This is a genomic window from Pseudomonas sp. TMW22080 (assembly GCF_022496745.1).
In the GTDB taxonomy this organism is placed as follows: domain Bacteria; phylum Pseudomonadota; class Gammaproteobacteria; order Pseudomonadales; family Pseudomonadaceae; genus Aquipseudomonas; species Aquipseudomonas bubulae.
Map to the genome: position 1 here is coordinate 123,128 of NZ_SCFF01000005.1, position 19,319 is coordinate 142,446.

Sequence of the window (19,319 nt, forward strand, 5' to 3'; positions counted from 1 at the left end):
GTCTGAATATACGGTTTGAATCAAACAAAGCGCGACAGCAGCAGGGTCAGCCCCAGCGCGATCGATGAAGCCAGTACGGTGGCGGTGGTAAAGGTTTTCAGGGCGTCGGTCAGGGATACACCCAGGTACTCCTTGACCACCCAGAAGGCCGAATCCGTGACGTGGGTCCAGCCCATGGCTCCGGCACCGATGGCGATGCAGATGATCTCCTTGCTCACGGTCGGGTGAGCTCCCAGCATAGGCAATACCATGCCTGCGGCGCTGATCATGGCCACTGTTGCCGAGCCGACCGCGAAGTGCATCAAACCAGCCACCAGCCAGGCCAGCACGATGGGGTTCATATTCAATTGGGTCAACGAGGCGGACAGCGCGCTACCCACGCCACTGTCGATCAGAATGCCATTGAATGCCCCGCCGGCACCGATGATCAGCAGGATACTGGCCAGCGGCGGAAAACTTTTTTGCGTGTAAGCCAGCAGGTCGGCCATGGTCAAACCGCGGCGCAAGCCCAGTGCCCAATAAGCGAATACCACGGCAATCGACAGTGCGATCAGCGGGGTGCCCATAAACGAAATCACGCTGAATGCGGTGGATTCATGGGGCAGACCGGCAGCGAAACTTTTACCGACCATCAGCAGCAACGGCAGGGCGATGGTCAGCAGGGTGACGCCAAGGCCTGGCAGGTCGCGGGTTTTGCTGTCATCGCAATGCTCGTTCAAAAAAGCTTCCTGAGTGGCTGGTGCTTCGGTCTTGCACACCAGTTTGACCCACAGCGGCCCGGCAATCATGGCGGTCGGCAGCGCGACAATCAGACCGTACATGATTACTTTGCCGACATCGGCGCCCAGCATCCCGGTGATCGCCATCGCAGCAGGGTGTGGCGGCAACATGCAATGCACTGCCATCAGCGACACCGCCAGAGGTACGCCCAAGTACAGCAGGTTGATGCGAGTCTCTTTGGCCACTACATAAATCAGCGGAATCAGAAGCACGAACCCCACCTCGAAAAACACCGGGATGCCTGCGATAAATCCGACGAGCATCATCGCCCACGAAGCGCGGTCCTTGCCCAGGGTGTTCAACAGCGCCTGAGCGATGCGCTCCGCACCGCCGGACTCCTCCAGCATCTTGCCCAGAATCCCGCCCAGGCCAATGATCGTTGCCAGAAACCCGAGGGTTCCGCCGACACCGGCTTCATACGACGAAGCAATTTTTACCAACGGCATGCCTGACCCGATTCCCACCACAAAGCTCGCAGCGGTCAGGGCCAGAAAGGCATGAACGCGGACTTTGACGATAAGGAAAATGATCAGGGCGATGGCGCAAAACAACACCAGCAAAAGAGTGGGACCGCTGTGCATGGGAGGTGCTCCGGGAAGCGCTTTTATTGTTGAAATAAGTGATCGTCGTCACTTTGCTTCCGGCAATTAGAGGTTACATCTCCGTAGGCTGACAAAGGATGGTTTTTCATGGGACAGATGATGTGGTGTCATCTGTTGGAGGGTAAAACAGGTGGGAGCGAGCCTGCTCGCGAAGGCTTTAAGAGTTTCGCGAGCGGGCTCGCTCCCACAATTGGATATGCGTGTCAGAAATCCCAGCGAGTGGTCAGCATAAAGTTGCGCGGCTCGCCATAAATCGCCGAGTTATAGAACCCGATATTGGTGTAGTAATACTTGTCGAACACGTTGTTGACGTTAAGCGTGGTCGACAGGTTTTCCGTGAATTGATAACGGGTCATCAGGTCCACCACCCAGTAGGGCTTTTGCGAGAAGTCTTCGTACCTGTCCTTGGGACCGTTGAACATCTCTTGCCAGGCCGTGCTCTGCCAGCGTGCGCCACCGCCCACGGAGACTTTGTTGAGGTCGCCCTTCAGTTTGTAGATGGTGTAGAAGCTCAGTTGGTCTTCGGGTTCGAAGGTCGAGATCTTTTTACCGTTGTCATCGCGTACCACCTTGTGCGTGTAACCGGCCTGCAGGCTCCAGCCCGGGCTCAGCTCGCCGGATATCTCCAGCTCGTAGCCCTTGGTTTTAGCCGCAGTGCCCTTGAAGGCATAGTTGGGCGGGGTGGGTTGCAGGTTGTTCCAGGCATCGTCGGGGATGGGACGGTTGCTTTCCTTGACCTCAAAGTACGCCAGGCTGGCGTTCAGACGGCCATCGAAGAACTCGCTCTTGAGGCCGATCTCGTAGTTTTCACCCTCGTCTGGGTCAAGCATTTTGCTGTTGCGATCCAGGTTGTAGAACTCCTGGGGCATGAATACATCGGTGTAGCTGGCATAGGCCGTCAGGTAATCGGTCAGGTCATAAGTAATGCCCGCATAGGGAATCAAGCGTCCTGTTTCGCGATAGGTATTGGTGGTGCCCGTAAGGGTGTAGTCGACCACCCGCCCGCCCAGAAACACTTTCAGCTCATCTGTTACATTCAGACGCGTGGTTGCATACATGCCGGTCTGGCGCACGGTGTCATCGCTGATTTGAGATGCGTTGCCCCAGTCAGGTTTGGCCAGATGGCCGTCCCAGTTGAAGTAATCCACCAGATTGGGGGTGGAGAAGGTCACGTCCCAATAGCCTTTGCCTTTCCAGTTGGCGGTACTGATGGAGCCGCCCAACACCAAATCGTGTTCACGGCCGAGAAACTCGTAGGGGCCGCTGACATAGAGATCGGCCGCGTCGCTGGTGGTTTCGCCCTTGTAACGTTGAGCATTGATATTGGCGGTGCCATCAGCCGCAGGCTGGTTGAACTGAATCGCCCCCAGCTGGGCATCGTAGCCATTGATCTTGTGGTCCAGTTGCAGCTTGCCCACCCAACCACTGCCCAGGTCCTGTTCCAGGGTCGCGAACACCGTGCGGGTGTATTGCTGCCAGCTGCTCCAGTCGGTGGCGTTGCTGAATGAGCGTTTGGCGCTGTTGATCTCGCCCGCGTAGTTGTACAGCGGGAAGCTCCCCGACCAGGTGGAGCCCTGGGGTTTGTTGTCCTGATAATCGGCGCCCACGGTCAGCAAGGTGTCTGGCGTCAGGTCGACTTCGAGGATGCCGTAGAACACCGAACTCTGGTTGGAGTAGCGGTCGATATACGATTGCCGGTCCTGATAGGCCGCTACCGCACGACCGCGCACATTACCGGTTTCGGTCAATGGGCCGCTGAGGTCTACTTCAGTCCGGTAGTTGTCCCACGAGCCTGCGCCTGCGGTGATATGGCCGTGAAAATCATGGGTGGGTTTTTTACGCACCAGGTTGATGGTGCCGCCCAGGGACCCCGCCCCGCTGAGCAAACCTGAAGCGCCCTTGAGTACCTCGATACGGTCATAAATAGCCATGTCGCTCAGGGTATTACCCGCTGAATAGGCAACGTTGCGTACGGCGGAGGGGATGCCGTCGTACTGGAAGTTGTTGATCGAAAAACCACGCGAGTAGTAGTTGGTGCGGTCCGTGTCGTAGGCCGAGACGGTAATGCCCGGAGTATGGCGCATCACGTCGTCAACATTGTCGAGGGCGAAGTCATCCATATGCTGGCGGGTGATTACGCTGATCGATTGCGGCGTTTCCCGCGGTGTGAGCACCAGGCGAGTGGCCGTGGCGATAGCGCCCGGCGTGTAGGAACCGGTGCCTTCGGTAACGGTACCCAACTGGTTGGTGACAACTTGAGTGGCCCCCAGCTCCAGCGCGGCTTCACTGTTGCTGGCGACCAGTACATAACCCCCGTTGCTCTGGCGCTCGGCTTGCAACCCGCTATTGGCAAGCAAGCGCTCCAGGCCTTCCTCGACGCTGTATGAACCTTCAAGCCCGCCGGTCTTGAGGTGACGGGCCTGTTCGGTATCAAACGAAATCGTAACCCCAGCCTGCACACCAAACCGGGTCAGGGCGCTGCCCAGAGGGCCAGGGGCAATCTGGTACTGCGCCTGGCTTTGCGCTGCGGCCTGGGCCGGTAGCAGCGCCAGACCGGACAGGCTGGCGAGGGACGCGCCAAATACCGCCAGGCGCACAGCGCGGGCTATTTTGGTGGTGGTATTGAGGGGGAGCGGGGGCATTCGATGATCCTTGCGTGGTCATGGCACAAACGCGCTGTAGTCGCGGCTTATGTCATTGACGGATGAGAATCTAAATCAGCAAGGTTAAAGTTCAAACCATTTGCACCTGAGCTTATGCCGGTTCGATGCTGGCCCAGTAGCGGGTGAAGAAGCGAACGTTGACTGGCAGGGTTTTACCCAGATTCTCCAGCACCGTATCGGTGTCATCGATACGAAAGGCCCCCGAGATGCGTAAATGCTGAACGGCTGTTGCACAACGCAGCACGCCCGGACGATAACGGCCCAACTCCTCGATAAAATCGCCCAGGCGCCAGTCGTCCACGCTCAACATGCCCTGTACCCAGGCGGTTGAGGCCGCAGGCAAAGGCTGAACCCTGCCGATTGCATTGCTATCGAAAGTGACTTGTTGTCCGGTCTCCAGACGCAGGGGCTGATGGATCAGCTCAAGCGGGCGAATTTCCACGGCGGATTGCAGCACCCCGACTCGCGTGTGCTCGGGCAATTGGCGCACGCTGAAACGGGTGCCAAGGGCGCGCACGCTGCCGTCCTCGGTCTGCACGATAAAGGGACGCTGCTCAGGATCCTTGGCGGTCTGAATCAAGATTTCACCCTGGTGCAGACGAATCACACGCTGTTTGGCGTCGAAGTGGATATCCAGCGCCGTGTTGGCGTTGAGCTCCAGTTGTGAGCCATCCTCAAGGCGCAGCGAACGCCGCTCACCGACGCCGGTACGCTGCCCCGCAAGCATCGAGCGATAGGGCACCTGCTCGGCCGCCAGCCAGGTACCGCTGCCAACGGCCAGCAGCATGCCAAGGATTTTCAGCACATCACGGCGTTGGGTTTTCGCGGCGTCGAGGCTGGAGAGAGCGGCCTCCTGGGGCATCAATGCCCATTGGCGCTGGAACCTCTCAAGCCGTGCCCAGGCCGCTTCATGTTGTGGGCAGGCTCTCAACCAGGCCTGCCAGTCCCGGGTGCGAGCCTCGTCGGTGGTGCCGTCATTAAGTTGTACATACCAGGTGGCAGCAGCCTCCAGCGCCTTGAGATCCGGGGCAGGGGACATCAATTGTCGACCAGCAACAGGCAGCGGGTCATGGCGCGAATCAAATGATTTTTCACCGTGGTAACCGACACCTCGAAACGCTCGGCGACGGCAACATAACTCAAGCCTTCGAGCTGCACGGCGAGGAAAATTTCCCGCGTTCTGGGGCCCAGCTCATCGAGCAGGCTGTCGATCGAAATCAGCGTTTCGATAATCGACAGGCGTATTTCTGGCGAAATATCCACAGGCTCGGGCTTGAGTGCCAGCGCCTGCAGATAGGCTTGCTCGATGGTGCGGCGGCGCACTTTGTCGATCAACAGCGAGCGGGCAATGGTGCTCAGATAACCACGGGGCTCCCGAATGGGCGTGTCATGGCGTGCGGTCATGACCCGCAGGAACGTGTCCTGGGCCAGGTCGCAGGCATCCGCCGTATTGCCCAGGCGCACGCGCAACCAGCCCTTTAGCCAACTGTTGTGATCGCTGTACAACCGATGAAGAACTGAAGGGTCGAGCGCCGACATAATGATGCAACCAAAATGTAATTGGTAATCGATCGCATTATTGTGATGGGACAGTATTTATGCAAGGGGGAGGTTCATTGGAGGGGGGGGCGGACAGCGATAATACTGCTGGAGATAGAGTCGTTCGGGTGCACAGGGTGTAACACAACTCTAAGCCGATCGCGTTTTTTGTGTGTAGTGTGTGTATTTTCCGATTGCACCATTTTTCAATGGTGTGTAGCGTACACACAATGCGTGGTAATCAAGTGCGAAGTCGTGAGCTTATTGAATTATTGGTGGCAGATGGATGGTTTGAGATCGCAATCAAGGGAAGTCACCATCAGTTCAAGCATCCAGCCAAAGCGGGTCGGGTAACGGTTCCACATCCCAAGTCAGAAATTGCCAAAGGGACGCTGCACAACATTCTCAAATCCGCAGGTCTCAAGGGAGAGTTACGGTCATGAAATTTCCAGTGGTCATACATAAAGACGCAGATTCCGAATTCAGCGTAACGGTGCCTGATGTGCCAGGCTGTTTTTCTGCCGGGAGCACTTTTTCGCAAGCGCTGGATAACGTGCAGGAAGCATTGGCGTTGCATCTGGAAGGCATTGTTGCGGACGGCGGCGAGCTGCCGCAGGGCAAGGACGTGGATGCCCACCTGGAGAACCCGGATTTTGTCGGTGGAATATGGGCAATCGTTGACTTCGATTTGACGCCTTACCTTGGTAAGTCGGTTCGGTTCAACGCTTCTTTGCCAGAAAACCTGTTGCAGCGCATTGATGAACGAGTGAGCAGGGACCACCGCTATGCATCCCGTTCGGGGTTTCTAGCAACAGCTGCATTGCGCGAGCTGAGCGTTCAGAATTTTTAATCGGCTCAAGACCATCACCATGTGGTGCTCTTGAGTCTTCTCCAAACCCTGAAAACAAAAAAGGCCCACCTTTCGGTGAGCCTCTTCTGGTGTTGCGTATGGTGCCGGCACCAAGAGTCGAACTCGGGACCTACTGATTACAAGTCAGTTGCTCTACCAACTGAGCTATACCGGCGTTATGGGCGACGAGTATACCCGGATGTTTGGGCTTGTAAACCCCTGATAACAGACTATTTTCACGTTTCTGACCGGCGCTCGGTGAAGGAGGGGGGCAAGTGCTCCGTCGTGACCCGATTTTTCGCCGAATTGGTCAGCGCCGACACTTCGTCGCACCGCCGCGCCCACAGGAAAACTAAAAAGGTTATTGAGCAAACCCCAGTTCAAACAGCGTGCCGCTGGTATCACTGACCACCCGCACCTGGCCGCCATGCAATTGCATGATCGAATGCACAATCGCCAACCCGAGCCCGCCCGAGTCCCCCGGTTGGGCCCGTGAAGGATCGACCCGGTAAAAACGGTCAAACAACTTGCCCAGATGCTGCGCCTCAATCGGCGGGCCAGGGTTGTGCACACCGATCCAGCAAAACCCGGCATCGTCATGGCGCTGCAAGCGTACGGTAGAGCCCGGTTGAGCATGGCGCACGGCATTGGCCAGTAAATTGCCCAGTGCCCGCTGCAGCAGCTGTTGATCGGCCATCAGCGAGCCGCTGAGCTGATTGTCCAACTGCAGCTGCCGGTCCTCAGCCAGTGCTTCGAAGTAATCGCACAGCTCGTCGCCCACCTCACCAAGGTCCAGCACTTGCAGCTGCAACGGGCGCTGGCCGTGTTCGGCGCGGGCGAGAAACATCAGGTTTTCGGCCATACGGTTGAGCCGCTCGTACTCTTCGATATTCGACGCAAGTACTTCCTGGTACTCAGTCGGGCTGCGTGACTGGTTCAGTGCCAGGCTGTTGCTGCCCAGCAGGTTGTGCAACGGCGTGCGGATTTCATGGGCCAGGTCGGCGGAGAACTGTGACAGCCGCGCAAAGCTGTCTTCCAGGCGTGTCAGCATGGCGTTGAGAGCCTGTACCGGCTCCTTGAGTTCGGCAGGCACGTCATGTGTGGCCATGCGCTGGTCAAGGCTGCGCGGATCGATGCCAGCCATGGCGTGGGCCAGCTCACGCAAAGGCTCAAGGCCGCGACGCAACAGCAGCAGGCCAAGGCCGAAAGCCAGCAGCGCGCCCAGGCCCACGGCGCCATATAAACGCATACGGTAGCTAGCGAGCATTTGCTCACGCTCATCCAGGCGTTTGCCTACGGTCACCCTGAGGATTTCATCGGCCGGGCCTCGGGCCATGCCGGCGAGCAGCACCGTCTGGTCCAGTGTCTGGATATCGGCACGCTGTGGCGCCCGGTCCTGAGCAATGGGCGGTATATCAGGCAAGTCCTGCCGGTGCGGGTTAATGGCGATAAGCGGGCTGCCATCTGCCCGCTTGACCAGTAGCACACTGTCCAGGTTGCCCAGCATGTTCTGGTACAGGCGCGGGCGCTCCTGCAGGGCTTCGAGGCTATCGCTGTCATGCAGCAGGGCGCGCACTTGTTCAAGGCGCCCGAGCAGCGCCTGGTCATCACGAAACGCCAGTTCCGAGGCCAGCGATCGATACAGAAACACCCCGATCACACTCAGTACCAACGCGCAGGTCATGGCGATCGCCAGCGCCAGACGCCAGGCGATGGATTTACTCATCGGGTGCTTCCAGTTGATAACCAACGCCGCGCACGGTGTGGATCAACTTGGGCATGTAGGGATCGTCGACCTTGGCCCGCAGGCGACGCACGGCGACTTCGACCATATTGGTGTCGCTGTCGAAATTGAGGTTCCACACTTGGGAGGCGATCAGGGTGCGGGACAGCACCTCGCCCTGGCGGCTGGCCAGCAGTTGCAGCAGGGCGAATTCCTTGTTGGTCAGGCTGATGCGCTGGCCACCCCGGCTGACCCGGCGGCGCAGCACGTCGATTTCAAGATCGGCGATGGCATACGACTCGGCCTCGCGTAGCGGGCCGCGACGCAGCAGCGTGCGCACCCGGGCGAGCAACTCGGCAAAGGCGAAAGGTTTGAGCAGGTAATCGTCGGCGCCTAGCTCCAGACCGCGCACGCGGTCTTCGATAGCATCCCTGGCGGTCAAGAACAGCACCGGAGTGGCGCCGCGCTGGCGAATCAGTTGCAGCAGTTGCCAGCCATTGAGCCCCGGCAGCATCACATCAAGGATGATCAGGTCGTATTCCTGCTGTTCGACAAAATAGCGCCCGTCCAGGCCGTTGAGTGCCACATCCACGGCAAAGCCGGACTCCTTGAGGCCCTTGGCCAGGAAATCGGCGGTCTTGGCTTCATCTTCAACCACTAGCAAACGCATCGCACACCTCGATCAATCGTCTGCACAGGCTAGGCGCCTTCGTCGGTGTTGCCTATTACAAACTTGTAATGCAACTGACGGGGTTCTGACGAGGAGCGCTGGTTAAGGTGGGCCCATTCGTACAGGAGCTTGCCCATGATGTTGAAAACCTTGTTGTTGTGGACTGCCGTTGGCGTTGCCGGCGTGGCCCAGGCGGCGCCGAATCTGGCGCGCCATGCCGATCTGGACCTGGCCACCGCCCGCCAGTTGGCCGACGCGACCCTCAAGCACTGCACCGGGGCGCTGAGCGTGCTCGACCGGGGTGGCAACGTGCTGATGGCGCAGCGTCCGGAAGGCGTTGGCCCGCACAACCTGCTGGCGAGCCAGCGCAAGGCGTATACCGCGCTGTCGACCAAAACCCCGACCCGCCTGTTTGCCGAGCGTGCACGTAACAACCCCGAGGCCGCCAATCTCAACTCCATTGCCGAGCTGTTGCTGCTGGGCGGCGGTGTGCCGTTGTTCGCCGAAGGTGAACTGGTGGGCGCGCTGGGCGTGGCCGGGGCGGGCGGTGCTGAGCAGGACGAAGCCTGCGCGATCAAGGCTGCCGGGCAAGTTGGCCTGACCATTCAACGTTGATCAGATTTTAACCACTGAGGACTTACCATGAAATCGTTGCGAATCACCCTGGCGGCTTTAAGCCTGAGCGCTGTGTCGAGCCTGGCGCTGGCTGCCGGTAACCCGTTGAGTGTGCATGTGCTGAATCTTGAAAACGGTCTGCCGTCCCCGGGGGTCAATGTGACCCTGGAAAAGCATGTGGGCAAGGATTGGCAGCCACTGGCGCAAGGCGTGACCAATGAGCAGGGACGTATTGGCGAGTTGTTCCCGGGCAAGCAGGCGTTCGAGGCGGGGGAGTACCGGGTGGTATTCAAGACCGGCGATTATTTCAAGAAGGCAGGGCGTGACACGTTCTTCCCGGAAATCCCGGTGATTTTTGAAGTGAAGAATGTGGATCAGCATTACCACATTCCGTTGTTGCTCAGCCCTTATGGTTTTTCGACATATCGCGGGTCGTAGTCCTGCGAAACCCTTTGTGGGAGCGGGCTTGCTCGCGATGAGATCGCTGCGGATTAACTGTCAGACCGCAGCGCCTGAATCGCGAGCAAGCCCGCTCCCACAGGGTTACCCACAGCGCTGCGCAAGCACCATCAAATTGCGCGGCGTCAGCTGGCTGTCGCAGAACTCGCCAACCTGCACTGCATAGCCGTTCTCCTCCAGGTAGAGCGCCCGATCGAGCACCAACCACAGCTCCAGCGGGCGGCGAAACAGCCCGCGCACCAATTCCAGGTTGCGCACCTGCGCCAACCTCTCCCAGCCTGCGGCTTCCAGCGCCGGCCAGTCTTCTTCGCCACTTGTGGATAAGTTCTTCAGCGCCGCCAAGTCCGAGCAGTACTCGGCAAACGGCTTGTTCAGCCAACTGCTGGGCAGCGAGGGTGTGGATAAGTACTCATCACACTGACGGCGCTGGCGCTGCCACAGATCAAAACCCAAGCGCCGTGCCATCGACTGGTCACGCTGAAGGCGCACGCGGGTGCCAGCGGTCACGGTTTCGCTCATGGGCAGGCTCAGGTCCTCCAGTGACAGTTGCAGGGAAGATGCCTTGGCGGCTGTGGATAACGCTTGATAGTGCGACCTGCCGATGCGGTTGTAGCAGCAGGGGGACACGGCAAGTTGTGCACAACCCGCCGCGCTGGCCAGTTGCAGCAGGCGCACATGCAAATCGCCGCAGGCGTGCAGCGCCACGGGTGTCATTTGGGGTGTGAGCTGCCGGGCTGCTGCTTCAGCGAGCACATCTTGCTGAACATGACGGGCCGCCAGTTGATGACGCTGGCTCAGGTGTTGGCCGGATTCGATCAATGCCGGATCATATTCCAGGCACGTCAGTTGTTGCCCGGCACTTAACAGCCGGCGCCCCAAATGCCCCTTGCCCGCACACCAGTCCAGCCAGTGGGTTGGCGCTTGTGCAAAGGTCAGGCTCTGGGCGAAGGCCTCGATCTGTTGCCATTTGCGCCCGGGTACATCCACTTGTAAGCGCGGGTTTACGGGCGCAAGGGCTTGGGCCGCTAGTCGTGGCACTGCGCTCAGGGCAAGGGAAGTCGCCGCCAGTTCAGGGAACGGCGCAGGGGCGGGCAGGTGTTGGGGGTGGTTGTGGCTGGCTTCGGCGTCTTGCAGCGAACGCTGGCGCAACCACTGCGCCAGTTCCGGGTGTTGCGCTTCCCACGGCACGTTCAACTGAGTGAAGGGCCGTGGGCGCCAGAGGTGCTGGTGGTTTTGCAGAAACCCGTCCAGCGCCTCGAAGCGGGCAAGCAGGTCAGCGCCCTTGGCAGGCATCGACGCGCAACCAGCGCTCCAGCAGTTTGAAGCCCTGGATCAGCACAAACGACATGACCAGGTAAATTGCCCCGGCAGCCAGGAACATGTCCACGGTCTGGTAGTTGCGGGCAATGATGGTGCGGGTCATGCCGGTCAGTTCCAGCAGGGTCACGGTACTCGCCAGCGAGCTGGCTTTGAGCATCAGGATCACTTCGTTGCTGTAGGCCGGCAGACCGATGCGTGCAGCGCGTGGCAGGACGATATGCACCAGGGTCTTGAAACGCGACATGCCCAGGGCCCGTGCTGCCTCGATTTCACCTGGCGGGATGGCCTGGATCGCGCCGCGCAGGATCTCGGCAATGTAGGCAGCGGTGTGCAGGGTCATGGTGATGATCGCGCACCAGAACGGGCTGCGCAGGTACGGCCACAACGCGCTATCACGCACCACATCGAACTGCGCCAGGCCGTAATAGACCAGAAACAGCTGGATCAGCAACGGCGTGCCGCGGAAGAAAAAGATGTAGGCGTAGGGCAGTGAGCGCACATACCAGAGCTTGGATGAGCGGGCGATGCCCAACGGGATGGCCACGATCAGACCGGCGATCACCGAGATGGCGGTCAGCTCCAGGGTCAGGGTCGCACCCTGCATCAGCTTGGGCAGCCACTTGAGGATTACTTCCCACTCCATTACGTCCTCCTCACGAAGCCGCGCGCTGCGCGTTTTTCAAGCACGTGCATGGTGCCCATGGCCAGTACGGTAAGGCCCAGGTACATCACGGCTGCCACCATGTAGAAGGTGAACGGGTGTTTGGCGAAGGTCACGGCGTTTTGCGCCTGACGCATGATTTCTTCAAGGCCGATGACCGACACCAGCGCGGTGTCCTTCATCAGGATCATGAACAGGTTACCCAGGCCGGGCAGGGCAATACGCCACATTTGCGGCAGCACCAGCTTGGTGAAAATCCGCGGTTTGGACAAGCCCAGTGCCATGCCCGCTTCGCGGTGGCCCTTGGGAATGGCCAGGATGGCACCGCGGAACACTTCGGTGGCATAGGCACCAAAGCACAGGCCCAGCGCGAGTACACCCGCCGCAAAGGCGCTGAGGGTGAGGTCGGGCATGCCGATGTATTCGCCGATGGTGCGCACCAGGTTCACGCTGCCAAAGTAGATCAGCAACACCCAGAGCAGTTCGGGCACGCCGCGAACCAGGGTCGAATAGGCGCCGCCCAACCATCTAAGCGGTTTGAAGGGGGAGGTCTTGGCCAAGGCACCGAGCAATCCGAGCACCAGGCCCAGACACAGCGCGGTAAGTGCCAGTTTGACGGTCATCAGCGCGCCAGCGGCAAGCGCCGGGCCGAATCCGTATAAATCGATAGTCATGGGGTAGGCAGGCTTTGCTAGGGACCGGCGCGCCTACAGGCGCACCGGTCAGGCAGGTCAGTAGATGCTGAACGGGAAGTACTTGTCGTTGATCTTCTTGTACGTGCCGTCTTCAACGATTTGCTTGAGGGCCAGGTTCAGCTTGGCACGCAGTTCGTTGTCGCCTTTGCGCAGGGCGATGCCGACCTTGTCGTCTTCGTTGACCGGTTCACCCTTGAACTCGTATGCCTGGCCAGCCGGGCTTTTCAGCCAGTCGTAGTTGGCGTACTTGTCAGCCAGCAGCGCGTCTACACGGCCCGAAGTCAGGTCGAGGTAGGCGTTTTCCTGAGTGTCGTACAGGGAGATGGTGGCGTCGGTACCCAGGTTGTCATCCAGCCAGGTCGCAGCCTGGGTTGAACGCTGAGTGCCCAGGGCCTTGCCCTTGAGGGACGCGAGGTCGGTTTTGAAGTCGACTTTTTTCGGCGCGATGAACTGCTGCTTGTTGGAGTAGTACGGGTCGGTGAAGTCCACCGCCTGCTTGCGTTCGTCAGTGATCGACAGCGACGACACGATGAAATCGTACTTTTTGGCGTTCAGTGCCGGGATGATGCCGTCCCAGTCGGAGGTGACGATTTCACACTCGGCTTTCATCTTGGCGCACAGGGCCATGGCGATATCCGGGTCGAAGCCCACGACTTCACCACTGGCGTTCTTGTTGTTGAACGGTGGGTAAGCGCCCTCAATGCCGACTTTGTACTTGTCTGCAGCCAAGGCGTTGGCGCTGAAAACCAGTGTGGCGGCAGCGGCCATGAGAAGCTTTTTATAGTTCTGCATTCGTGTTGCTCCGTTAGCGGTTGCTGGACATGAATTGTTTACAGCGCGCCGAAACCGGGTTGTCGAACACCTGTTCTGGCGACCCTTGCTCTTCGATCAGGCCCTGGTGCAAAAACACTACTTCGCTGGACACCTGACGGGCAAAGCCCATTTCGTGGGTGACCAACAGCATAGTGCGACCTTCTTCGGCGAGTGCGCGGATCACACTAAGTACTTCTTGAACCATTTCCGGGTCAAGTGCCGATGTCGGTTCATCGAACAGAATCACTTTGGGCTGCATGGCCAGGGTGCGGGCAATCGCTGCGCGTTGCTGCTGGCCACCGGACAATTCGGACGGATAGGCATGGCGTTTTTCGGCAATGCCGACTTTGGCCAGCAATGCTTCGGCCACTTCGATGGCCTCGGCCTTGCTTTGCCCCAGTACGCGACGTGGCGCCTCGATAATGTTGTCGAGGATGGTCATGTGCGGCCACAGGTTAAAGTTTTGAAACACAAAACCCAGTTCGCTGCGCATGCGGTTGATCTGCTTGCCGTCGGCCGCGATCAGTTCGCCATTTTTGGCTTTCTTGAGTTTGAGCTCTTCCCCGGCGACCACGATCTGGCCTTCGTGGGGGTTTTCCAGAAGGTTGATGCAGCGCAGCAGAGTGGACTTGCCGGAACCGGAAGAACCCAGGATCGAGATCACGTCGCCGTCGCGTGCGGTCAGCGAGATACCCTTGAGTACCTCAAGCTCGCCGTAGCGTTTGTGCAAGTTGCGGATTTCAAGCGCGGGCGTGGCCAAAGCCATGTGCGTTCCTCTTTGTGTTCGGGTGCGATCCTGCTGTTGGGCGGCCTTCCTGGCGCAGGCCAAGCTAGCATAGGGTTGCAGAGGCAACCAGCCGCCCTGAAGACACAAAAGGCGCGAGGGTGGCAGTTTGTCGCATCGCTACAGCAGAGTGTCGCGCCGACAACAACCGACCCTGTAATTCGCCGTTCGGCCAGACAGGTGTCGCTTAAAAAAGGTCGCGATGTTGCCAGCTTTGGCCCGGTGTTGGAAGCGCGAACCTACTAAAGGTTAAAGATGTGCACTGCTTTTGGGCCATATGGGGTGTTTTGGGTATTTTTGGTGCGTCGAGACCCTTGTAGCTGAGTGTTTCGGTAACGACTTGGCGAAATGCCATTGCGCTCAATGGCTTGCAATGTCTGTTGCAAATCGTTGCAGCCCGCGGAAACCGTGCATATGTCACATTCTGGCTCAGTTATTGCGTCAAGGATTCTAAACGCCCCGTTGGTTACTTTTTACGAAAGTCAACGCGGGTGCTCGGAATGGCTTCAATGAAAGGTAGTCCCAATGAGCAATACGCAATCCTCTAGCGGCCTGGAACAAGGGCTCAAACCACGGCATGTGACCATGCTGTCGATTGCCGGTGTTATCGGCGCCGGTTTGTTTGTCGGTTCCGGACACGCGATTGCCCAAGCGGGCCCTGCCGTGTTGCTGGCTTATGCCGCAGCAGGCACCTTGGTCGTGCTGGTGATGCGCATGCTGGCCGAAATGGCCGTTGCCTCGCCTGATACCGGTTCGTTCTCCACTTACGCCGACCGTGCCATCGGGCATTGGGCTGGTTTTACCATTGGCTGGCTGTACTGGTGGTTCTGGGTCCTGGTGATCCCGCTGGAAGCTGTCGCCGCAGGTACCATCCTGCATGCCTGGTTCCCGGGTACGGCGATCTGGGTGTTTACCCTGGTCATCACCCTGTTGCTGACCGCCACCAACCTGTTCAGCGTCAAGAACTACGGTGAGTTCGAGTTCTGGTTTGCGCTGGTCAAGGTGCTGGCGATTATTGGCTTTATCATTTTGGGTCTGCTGGCCATTTTCGGCTATCTGCCTACCAGCCAGGTCAGCGGTGTCGCGCATCTGTCCGATACCATCGGCTTTATGCCCAATGGCATGGGCGCTGTTCTGGCTGCCATGCTGACCACCATGTTCTCGTTCATGGGCACTGAAATTGTCACCATCGCGGCGGCGGAATCCAAAGATCCGAGCAAGCAGATCACCAAGGCCACCAATTCGGTGATCTGGCGTATTGGCCTGTTCTATCTGGTATCGATTTTCATCGTTGTGGCCCTGGTGCCGTGGAACGACCCGAGCCTGGCGCAGTTGGGTTCCTACCAGACCGTACTTGATCGCATGGGCATCCCGAATGCCAAGCTGATCGTTGATATCGTGGTACTGATCGCCGTAACCAGCTGCCTGAACTCGGCGCTCTACACCTCTTCGCGCATGCTCTACTCCCTGAGCAAGCGTGGTGATGCACCGGCTGCGGCCAAGCGCACCAATGCTGCGGGCACGCCTTACTGGGCGGTGATGATGTCCACGGGTGCAGCTTTTGTAGCGGTATTTGCCAACTATGTGGCGCCGGCTGCCGTGTTCGAGTTCCTGCTGGCCAGCTCTGGCGCGATCGCGCTGCTGGTGTATCTGGTGATTGCCGTGTCGCAACTGCGCATGCGCCAGAAGCGTACGGCCCTGGGCGAGAACATCTCGTTCAAGATGTGGCTGTTCCCGGGCCTGACCTATGCGGTAATCGTCTTTATCGTGGCTATTCTGACGGTCATGCTGTTCCAGGAAGCGCATCGCGTTGAAATCATGGCGACCGGTATGCTGAGCATTCTGGTGGTGGTGGCAGGCCTGCTGGTGGCACGCCGTCGTCGCATTGAGAAGTTGGGGGCACCGGTACTCAACTGAGGCCAGGACGGTTCTCGCGGTTGAATACCCAGAAAAGCCGTCATCCTTCGGGATGGCGGTTTTTTTGTGCCTGTAAGGGGGGCAATTTGCGACCGCTGATCACTATCTGGCGGTTTTTTCCCATTCAGTGGGAATCGAATTTCAGCTAATGGGAAACACCGTGCACCATGCAGGCAAGAGCATGGGGCCGATAATGAACTACAACACGCCAACTGATCGCTTGCTGCAAATCCTCGTCAGCCTGGGGCAATCCGCCGAGGCGATCTCCGCCAAGGCGCTTTCCGAGCAACTGGGGCAACCGCTGAGCAGCACCTATCGCCACCTCAACACCCTGTTGCGTTGGGGCCTGGCCGAAGAGAACGGCCAGGGCCGCTATCTGCCAGGGCCAGCCTGTTTGCAGCTGGCGAAAAAATTTGACCGCGAAGCGGTGCTGGTAACGCTGGCCAAACCTGAACTCAAGCGTCTGGCCGAGCAAAGCCAGGAGAGCGTGGCCTTGATGGTGCCGAGCAACGGTCAGGCGATTTGCATTGAGCTGGTCGACAGCCCGCAGCCGCTGCGCTGCTGTTACCAGAAGGGGCTGGCCCAGCCGCTGCTGGTCGGCGCTTCTGCGCGGGTGCTGCTGGCGTATATGGATGAAGCGCACAGTGTGTCGGCGCTTCTGGCGCAAGGCGTCGAGCCTGAAGAAGTTGCCACCTATCAGCGCAGCTTTGCCCAGATCCGTGCTGCCGGTTATGCCGTGAGTGTGAGTGAGATCGACGACGGTATCTGGGGCATCAGCGCGCCGTTGCTCGACAGCCGCAATCGCCTGCAAGGCGCCATCAGCCTTATGGCCCCGGCTACCAGGGCACACACCCGCAGTGAACGCCTGATCCGCTGGACCCAGGACGTTGCCCTGCGCCTGAGCGCCCGGCTCGACTGAACTTGACTGGAGTTTCAAACATGACGGTTGTACCCGACATGTCCTTGTGGACAGGCCGTATTGATGCCGCTGAAGGGCAGGGCGCGTTGCGCTGGCATCAATGGGTCAAGCCTGTGGCCGATGGCCTGCCAGCGGGGGCTGCATTGATTGGTTTGGCCAGCGATGAAGGGGTCAGGCGCAATCAGGGCCGTACCGGTGCCCGCAAGGGGCCGGTGGCCTTGCGCAAGGCCTTGGCCAATCTGGCATGGCACGGTCACGCGCCGCTGTACGACGCCGGTGATGTGAGCTGTGCGGGCGATGATCTGGAGGGCGCGCAGCAAGGCTATGGCCAACAGGTCAGCCATTTGCTCGACCAGGGGCATTTACCGCTGGGCCTGGGTGGCGGGCACGAAATCGCCTTTGCCAGTTTCAGTGGTCTGGTTGATCACTTGCGCCGCAAGCACCCGCAGCCACGCATTGGCATTCTCAATTTCGATGCGCATTTCGATTTGCGCCACGCCGAACAAAGCAGCTCAGGCACACCCTTCCGGCAGATTGCCGAGGCTTGCCAGCGTTTCGATATGCCGTTCACCTATTGCTGCCTGGGTGTCAGCCAGTTGAACAATACCCAGGCCCTGTTTGAACAGGCCGGGCGCCTGAATGTGCGTTACCGCCTCGACCGGCAAATGAACAGCTGGGACATCCCCGCCTGCGAAGCGTTGATCGATGATTTTCTGCAAGACGTCGATCACCTCTACATGACCCTTTGCCTTGATGTCCTGCCCGCCAGCCAGGCCCCCGGCGTCAGTGCGCCGTCTGCCCATGGGGTGGACATGCAGATCGTCGAGCACCTGGTACGCCACGCCAAAGCCAGCGGCAAATTGCGCATGGCCGACATCGCCGAGCTCAACCCGAGCCTGGACATCGACAACCGAACCGCCCGCATTGGCGCGCGTCTGCTCGCCAGCCTGATTGATTAAGTTTTGCGCAAATCCCTGAAACCGCTTGTTGAATCATAAGAAAAAGAGAAATTCGCCATGCTGACATTCGAACTGGATGCGCTGAGCACCCTTGCTCTCGCGTTGCTCCTGCTGGGCCTGGGTGCCCAACTGAAAAAGCGCAGCTACTGGCTGCGTCAATTGTGTGTTCCTGCACCGGTCATCGGTGGTTTTGGGTTTGCCTTGGTGATCTGGTTATTACGGGATCAGCAACTGCTCAACCTGAGCCTCGACACCAGCCTGCAAACCCCGCTGATGGTGGCGTTCTTCACCACCGTGGGTTTGGGTGGCAGCCTGGGGTTGTTGCGCAAGGGCGGCAAGCTGCTGTTTATCTATCTGGGCGCGTGCTGGGGCCTGGCGCTGGTGCAAAACGTGGTGGGAGTGAGTGTGGCCAAGCTGCTGGGTATCGACCCGCTGCTGGGGATCATGGCCGGGGCGGTGTCACTGGAGGGCGGCTTTGGTGCGGCGGCAGCCTTTGGGCCGATTGCTGAAAACCTGGGGGCGGTCGGGGCTACGACTGCCGCGCTCGCCGCTGCAACCTTTGGCATGGTGGCCGGCGGTTTGCTCGGCAGCCCGCTGGCGCGCTGGTTGATCGAGCGCAACAAACTGGTGGTCAAGGCCGAAGCCGCGGGCAGTCTCAAGGCGTTCGAAGACGTGGTCCACACCCCTGTGGCCGCGCTGGATGCCGCAACCCTGCTGCGTTTGCTGACCTGCATTGTGGTGATCATGGTGCTGGGGTTCTGGCTGGGCTCCAGCTTGCAGCAGCATCTGGGTATCGTCTTGCCGAGCTATGTGGGGGCCATGTTCGTCGCGATCATCCTGCGCAACCTCAATGACCGGGCCCAGCTGATCGAGGTGCCCGACCATGCCGTCAGCACTATCGGTGATGTGTGCCTGGGCATGTTCCTGACCATGGCCATGATGAGCCTGAAGTTCTGGGAGCTGGAGAAGCTCGGCTTGCCGTTGCTGGTGATTCTGGTGGTGCAGGTGGTGATCATGATCCTGCTGTGCGTGTTCGTCCTGTTCCGCCTGTTTGGCCGCAACTACGACGCCGCGGTCTTGTGCGCTGGTTTCATGGGGCACGGGCTGGGCGCGACGCCCAATGCCGTGGCCAATATGGGGGCCATCTGCGATCACTACAAAGTCTTCTCGTACAAGGCCTTTATCATCGTGCCGCTGTGTGGGGCGGTGCTGATCGATATCGTGGCGATCCCGATGATCACCTGGTTTATCAACGCCTTCAGCTGACGGGTTGAATGTAAAACGGCCGCTCTCCCGTCAAGGAGGCGGCCGTTTTTATGCAGCATTCAGGTGTGATAGCTGCAGGGCATT

At 59.2% G+C, this 19,319-nt stretch carries 19 protein-coding genes and 1 tRNA gene; 8 read left to right on the forward strand and 12 right to left on the reverse strand.

Translation table 11 applies throughout. The annotated features are described in order from the left end of the window. Positions 1–20: 20 nt before the first annotated feature. The 4 genes from EQV96_RS17620 to EQV96_RS17635 all read right to left on the reverse strand — a co-directional run bounded on the left by EQV96_RS17620 (position 21) and on the right by EQV96_RS17635 (position 5,584). A complete protein-coding gene (locus EQV96_RS17620) occupies positions 21–1,361 on the reverse strand; it encodes a gluconate:H+ symporter (RefSeq protein WP_095000758.1) in 1,341 nt (446 codons plus the stop codon). A 224-nt stretch (positions 1,362–1,585) separates the two neighbouring features. After that, entirely contained in the window at positions 1,586–4,024 is a 2,439-nt protein-coding gene (locus tag EQV96_RS17625) for a TonB-dependent siderophore receptor (RefSeq protein WP_095025192.1), read from the reverse strand. Between the two features lie 112 nt (positions 4,025–4,136). Further along, on the reverse strand, positions 4,137–5,084 hold the full coding sequence (locus EQV96_RS17630) for a FecR domain-containing protein (RefSeq protein ID WP_095025193.1): 948 nt from the start codon (positions 5,082–5,084) through the stop codon (positions 4,137–4,139). After that, positions 5,084–5,584, reverse strand: coding sequence for a sigma-70 family RNA polymerase sigma factor (locus EQV96_RS17635; RefSeq protein WP_095031409.1), 501 nt, complete (start codon positions 5,582–5,584; stop codon positions 5,084–5,086). The genes EQV96_RS17630 and EQV96_RS17635 overlap by 1 nt, the downstream gene beginning before the upstream one ends. Positions 5,585–5,829: 245 nt before the next feature. On the opposite strand from EQV96_RS17635, the gene EQV96_RS17640 reads away from it, so the two are divergent. Both EQV96_RS17640 and EQV96_RS17645 read left to right on the forward strand, forming a co-directional pair. Continuing rightward, the gene (locus EQV96_RS17640; RefSeq protein ID WP_095001086.1) at positions 5,830–6,027 is read left to right on the forward strand and encodes a type II toxin-antitoxin system HicA family toxin; all 198 of its coding nucleotides are present in this window, start codon (positions 5,830–5,832) and stop codon (positions 6,025–6,027) included. Further along, the gene (locus EQV96_RS17645; RefSeq protein WP_095025194.1) at positions 6,024–6,434 is read left to right on the forward strand and encodes a type II toxin-antitoxin system HicB family antitoxin; all 411 of its coding nucleotides are present in this window, start codon (positions 6,024–6,026) and stop codon (positions 6,432–6,434) included. Before EQV96_RS17640 ends, EQV96_RS17645 begins: the two co-directional genes overlap by 4 nt. Before the next feature lie 99 nt (positions 6,435–6,533). On the opposite strand, the gene EQV96_RS17650 is transcribed toward EQV96_RS17645, so the two are convergent. The 3 genes from EQV96_RS17650 to EQV96_RS17660 form a co-directional block, all read right to left on the reverse strand. Next, positions 6,534–6,609: transfer RNA gene (locus EQV96_RS17650), tRNA-Thr, on the reverse strand. A 186-nt stretch (positions 6,610–6,795) separates the two neighbouring features. Further along, positions 6,796–8,160: a heavy metal sensor histidine kinase gene (locus EQV96_RS17655; protein WP_095025195.1), complete on the reverse strand. Its 1,365-nt coding sequence runs from the start codon at positions 8,158–8,160 to the stop codon at positions 6,796–6,798. Next, entirely contained in the window at positions 8,153–8,827 is a 675-nt protein-coding gene (locus EQV96_RS17660) for a heavy metal response regulator transcription factor (RefSeq protein ID WP_095000765.1), read from the reverse strand. Before EQV96_RS17660 ends, EQV96_RS17655 begins: the two co-directional genes overlap by 8 nt. 135 nt (positions 8,828–8,962) lie before the next feature. On the opposite strand from EQV96_RS17660, the gene EQV96_RS17665 reads away from it, so the two are divergent. Both EQV96_RS17665 and uraH read left to right on the forward strand, forming a co-directional pair. Next, positions 8,963–9,442 carry a heme-binding protein gene (locus EQV96_RS17665; RefSeq protein ID WP_095000766.1) on the forward strand — a complete coding sequence of 160 codons (480 nt, stop codon included), beginning with the start codon at positions 8,963–8,965 and terminating at the stop codon, positions 9,440–9,442. A gap of 27 nt (positions 9,443–9,469) precedes the next feature. Beyond that, entirely contained in the window at positions 9,470–9,880 is a 411-nt protein-coding gene (uraH, locus tag EQV96_RS17670; protein WP_095017768.1) for a hydroxyisourate hydrolase, read from the forward strand. Positions 9,881–9,985: 105 nt separating this feature from the next. Here uraH and EQV96_RS17675 read toward each other — a convergent pair whose 3' ends face one another. Genes EQV96_RS17675 through EQV96_RS17695 form a run of 5 tightly spaced genes read right to left on the reverse strand, consistent with a single transcriptional unit; the run spans position 9,986 to position 14,156 of the window. Continuing rightward, a complete protein-coding gene (locus EQV96_RS17675) occupies positions 9,986–11,194 on the reverse strand; it encodes a methyltransferase (RefSeq protein ID WP_240882217.1) in 1,209 nt (402 codons plus the stop codon). Continuing rightward, positions 11,175–11,864, reverse strand: a complete 690-nt coding sequence (locus tag EQV96_RS17680; protein WP_095000769.1) for an ABC transporter permease — start codon at positions 11,862–11,864, stop codon at positions 11,175–11,177. The genes EQV96_RS17675 and EQV96_RS17680 overlap by 20 nt, the downstream gene beginning before the upstream one ends. Continuing rightward, positions 11,864–12,556 (reverse strand): ABC transporter permease, encoded by a 693-nt coding sequence (locus tag EQV96_RS17685; protein ID WP_095000770.1) that lies wholly within the window; start codon positions 12,554–12,556, stop codon positions 11,864–11,866. The genes EQV96_RS17680 and EQV96_RS17685 overlap by 1 nt, the downstream gene beginning before the upstream one ends. Before the next feature lie 57 nt (positions 12,557–12,613). Next, the gene (locus tag EQV96_RS17690) at positions 12,614–13,369 is read right to left on the reverse strand and encodes an ABC transporter substrate-binding protein (protein ID WP_095000771.1); all 756 of its coding nucleotides are present in this window, start codon (positions 13,367–13,369) and stop codon (positions 12,614–12,616) included. Between the two features lie 13 nt (positions 13,370–13,382). Then, complete coding sequence (locus EQV96_RS17695) at positions 13,383–14,156, reverse strand: ABC transporter ATP-binding protein (RefSeq protein WP_095017766.1); 774 nt, start codon at positions 14,154–14,156, stop codon at positions 13,383–13,385. 543 nt (positions 14,157–14,699) lie between these two features. Between EQV96_RS17695 and gabP the strand changes: the two genes are divergently transcribed. From gabP to gltS, 4 genes are all read left to right on the forward strand, one after another. Next, the gene (gene gabP, locus EQV96_RS17700; protein ID WP_095017765.1) at positions 14,700–16,091 is read left to right on the forward strand and encodes a GABA permease; all 1,392 of its coding nucleotides are present in this window, start codon (positions 14,700–14,702) and stop codon (positions 16,089–16,091) included. Positions 16,092–16,284: 193 nt separating this feature from the next. After that, complete coding sequence (locus tag EQV96_RS17705) at positions 16,285–17,010, forward strand: IclR family transcriptional regulator (RefSeq protein ID WP_095000773.1); 726 nt, start codon at positions 16,285–16,287, stop codon at positions 17,008–17,010. A 20-nt stretch (positions 17,011–17,030) separates the two neighbouring features. Next, positions 17,031–17,969, forward strand: coding sequence for a formimidoylglutamase (gene hutG / locus EQV96_RS17710; RefSeq protein WP_095000774.1), 939 nt, complete (start codon positions 17,031–17,033; stop codon positions 17,967–17,969). Between the two features lie 57 nt (positions 17,970–18,026). Further along, positions 18,027–19,235, forward strand: coding sequence for a sodium/glutamate symporter (gene gltS, locus EQV96_RS17715; protein ID WP_095000775.1), 1,209 nt, complete (start codon positions 18,027–18,029; stop codon positions 19,233–19,235). Positions 19,236–19,319: the final 84 nt, after the last annotated feature.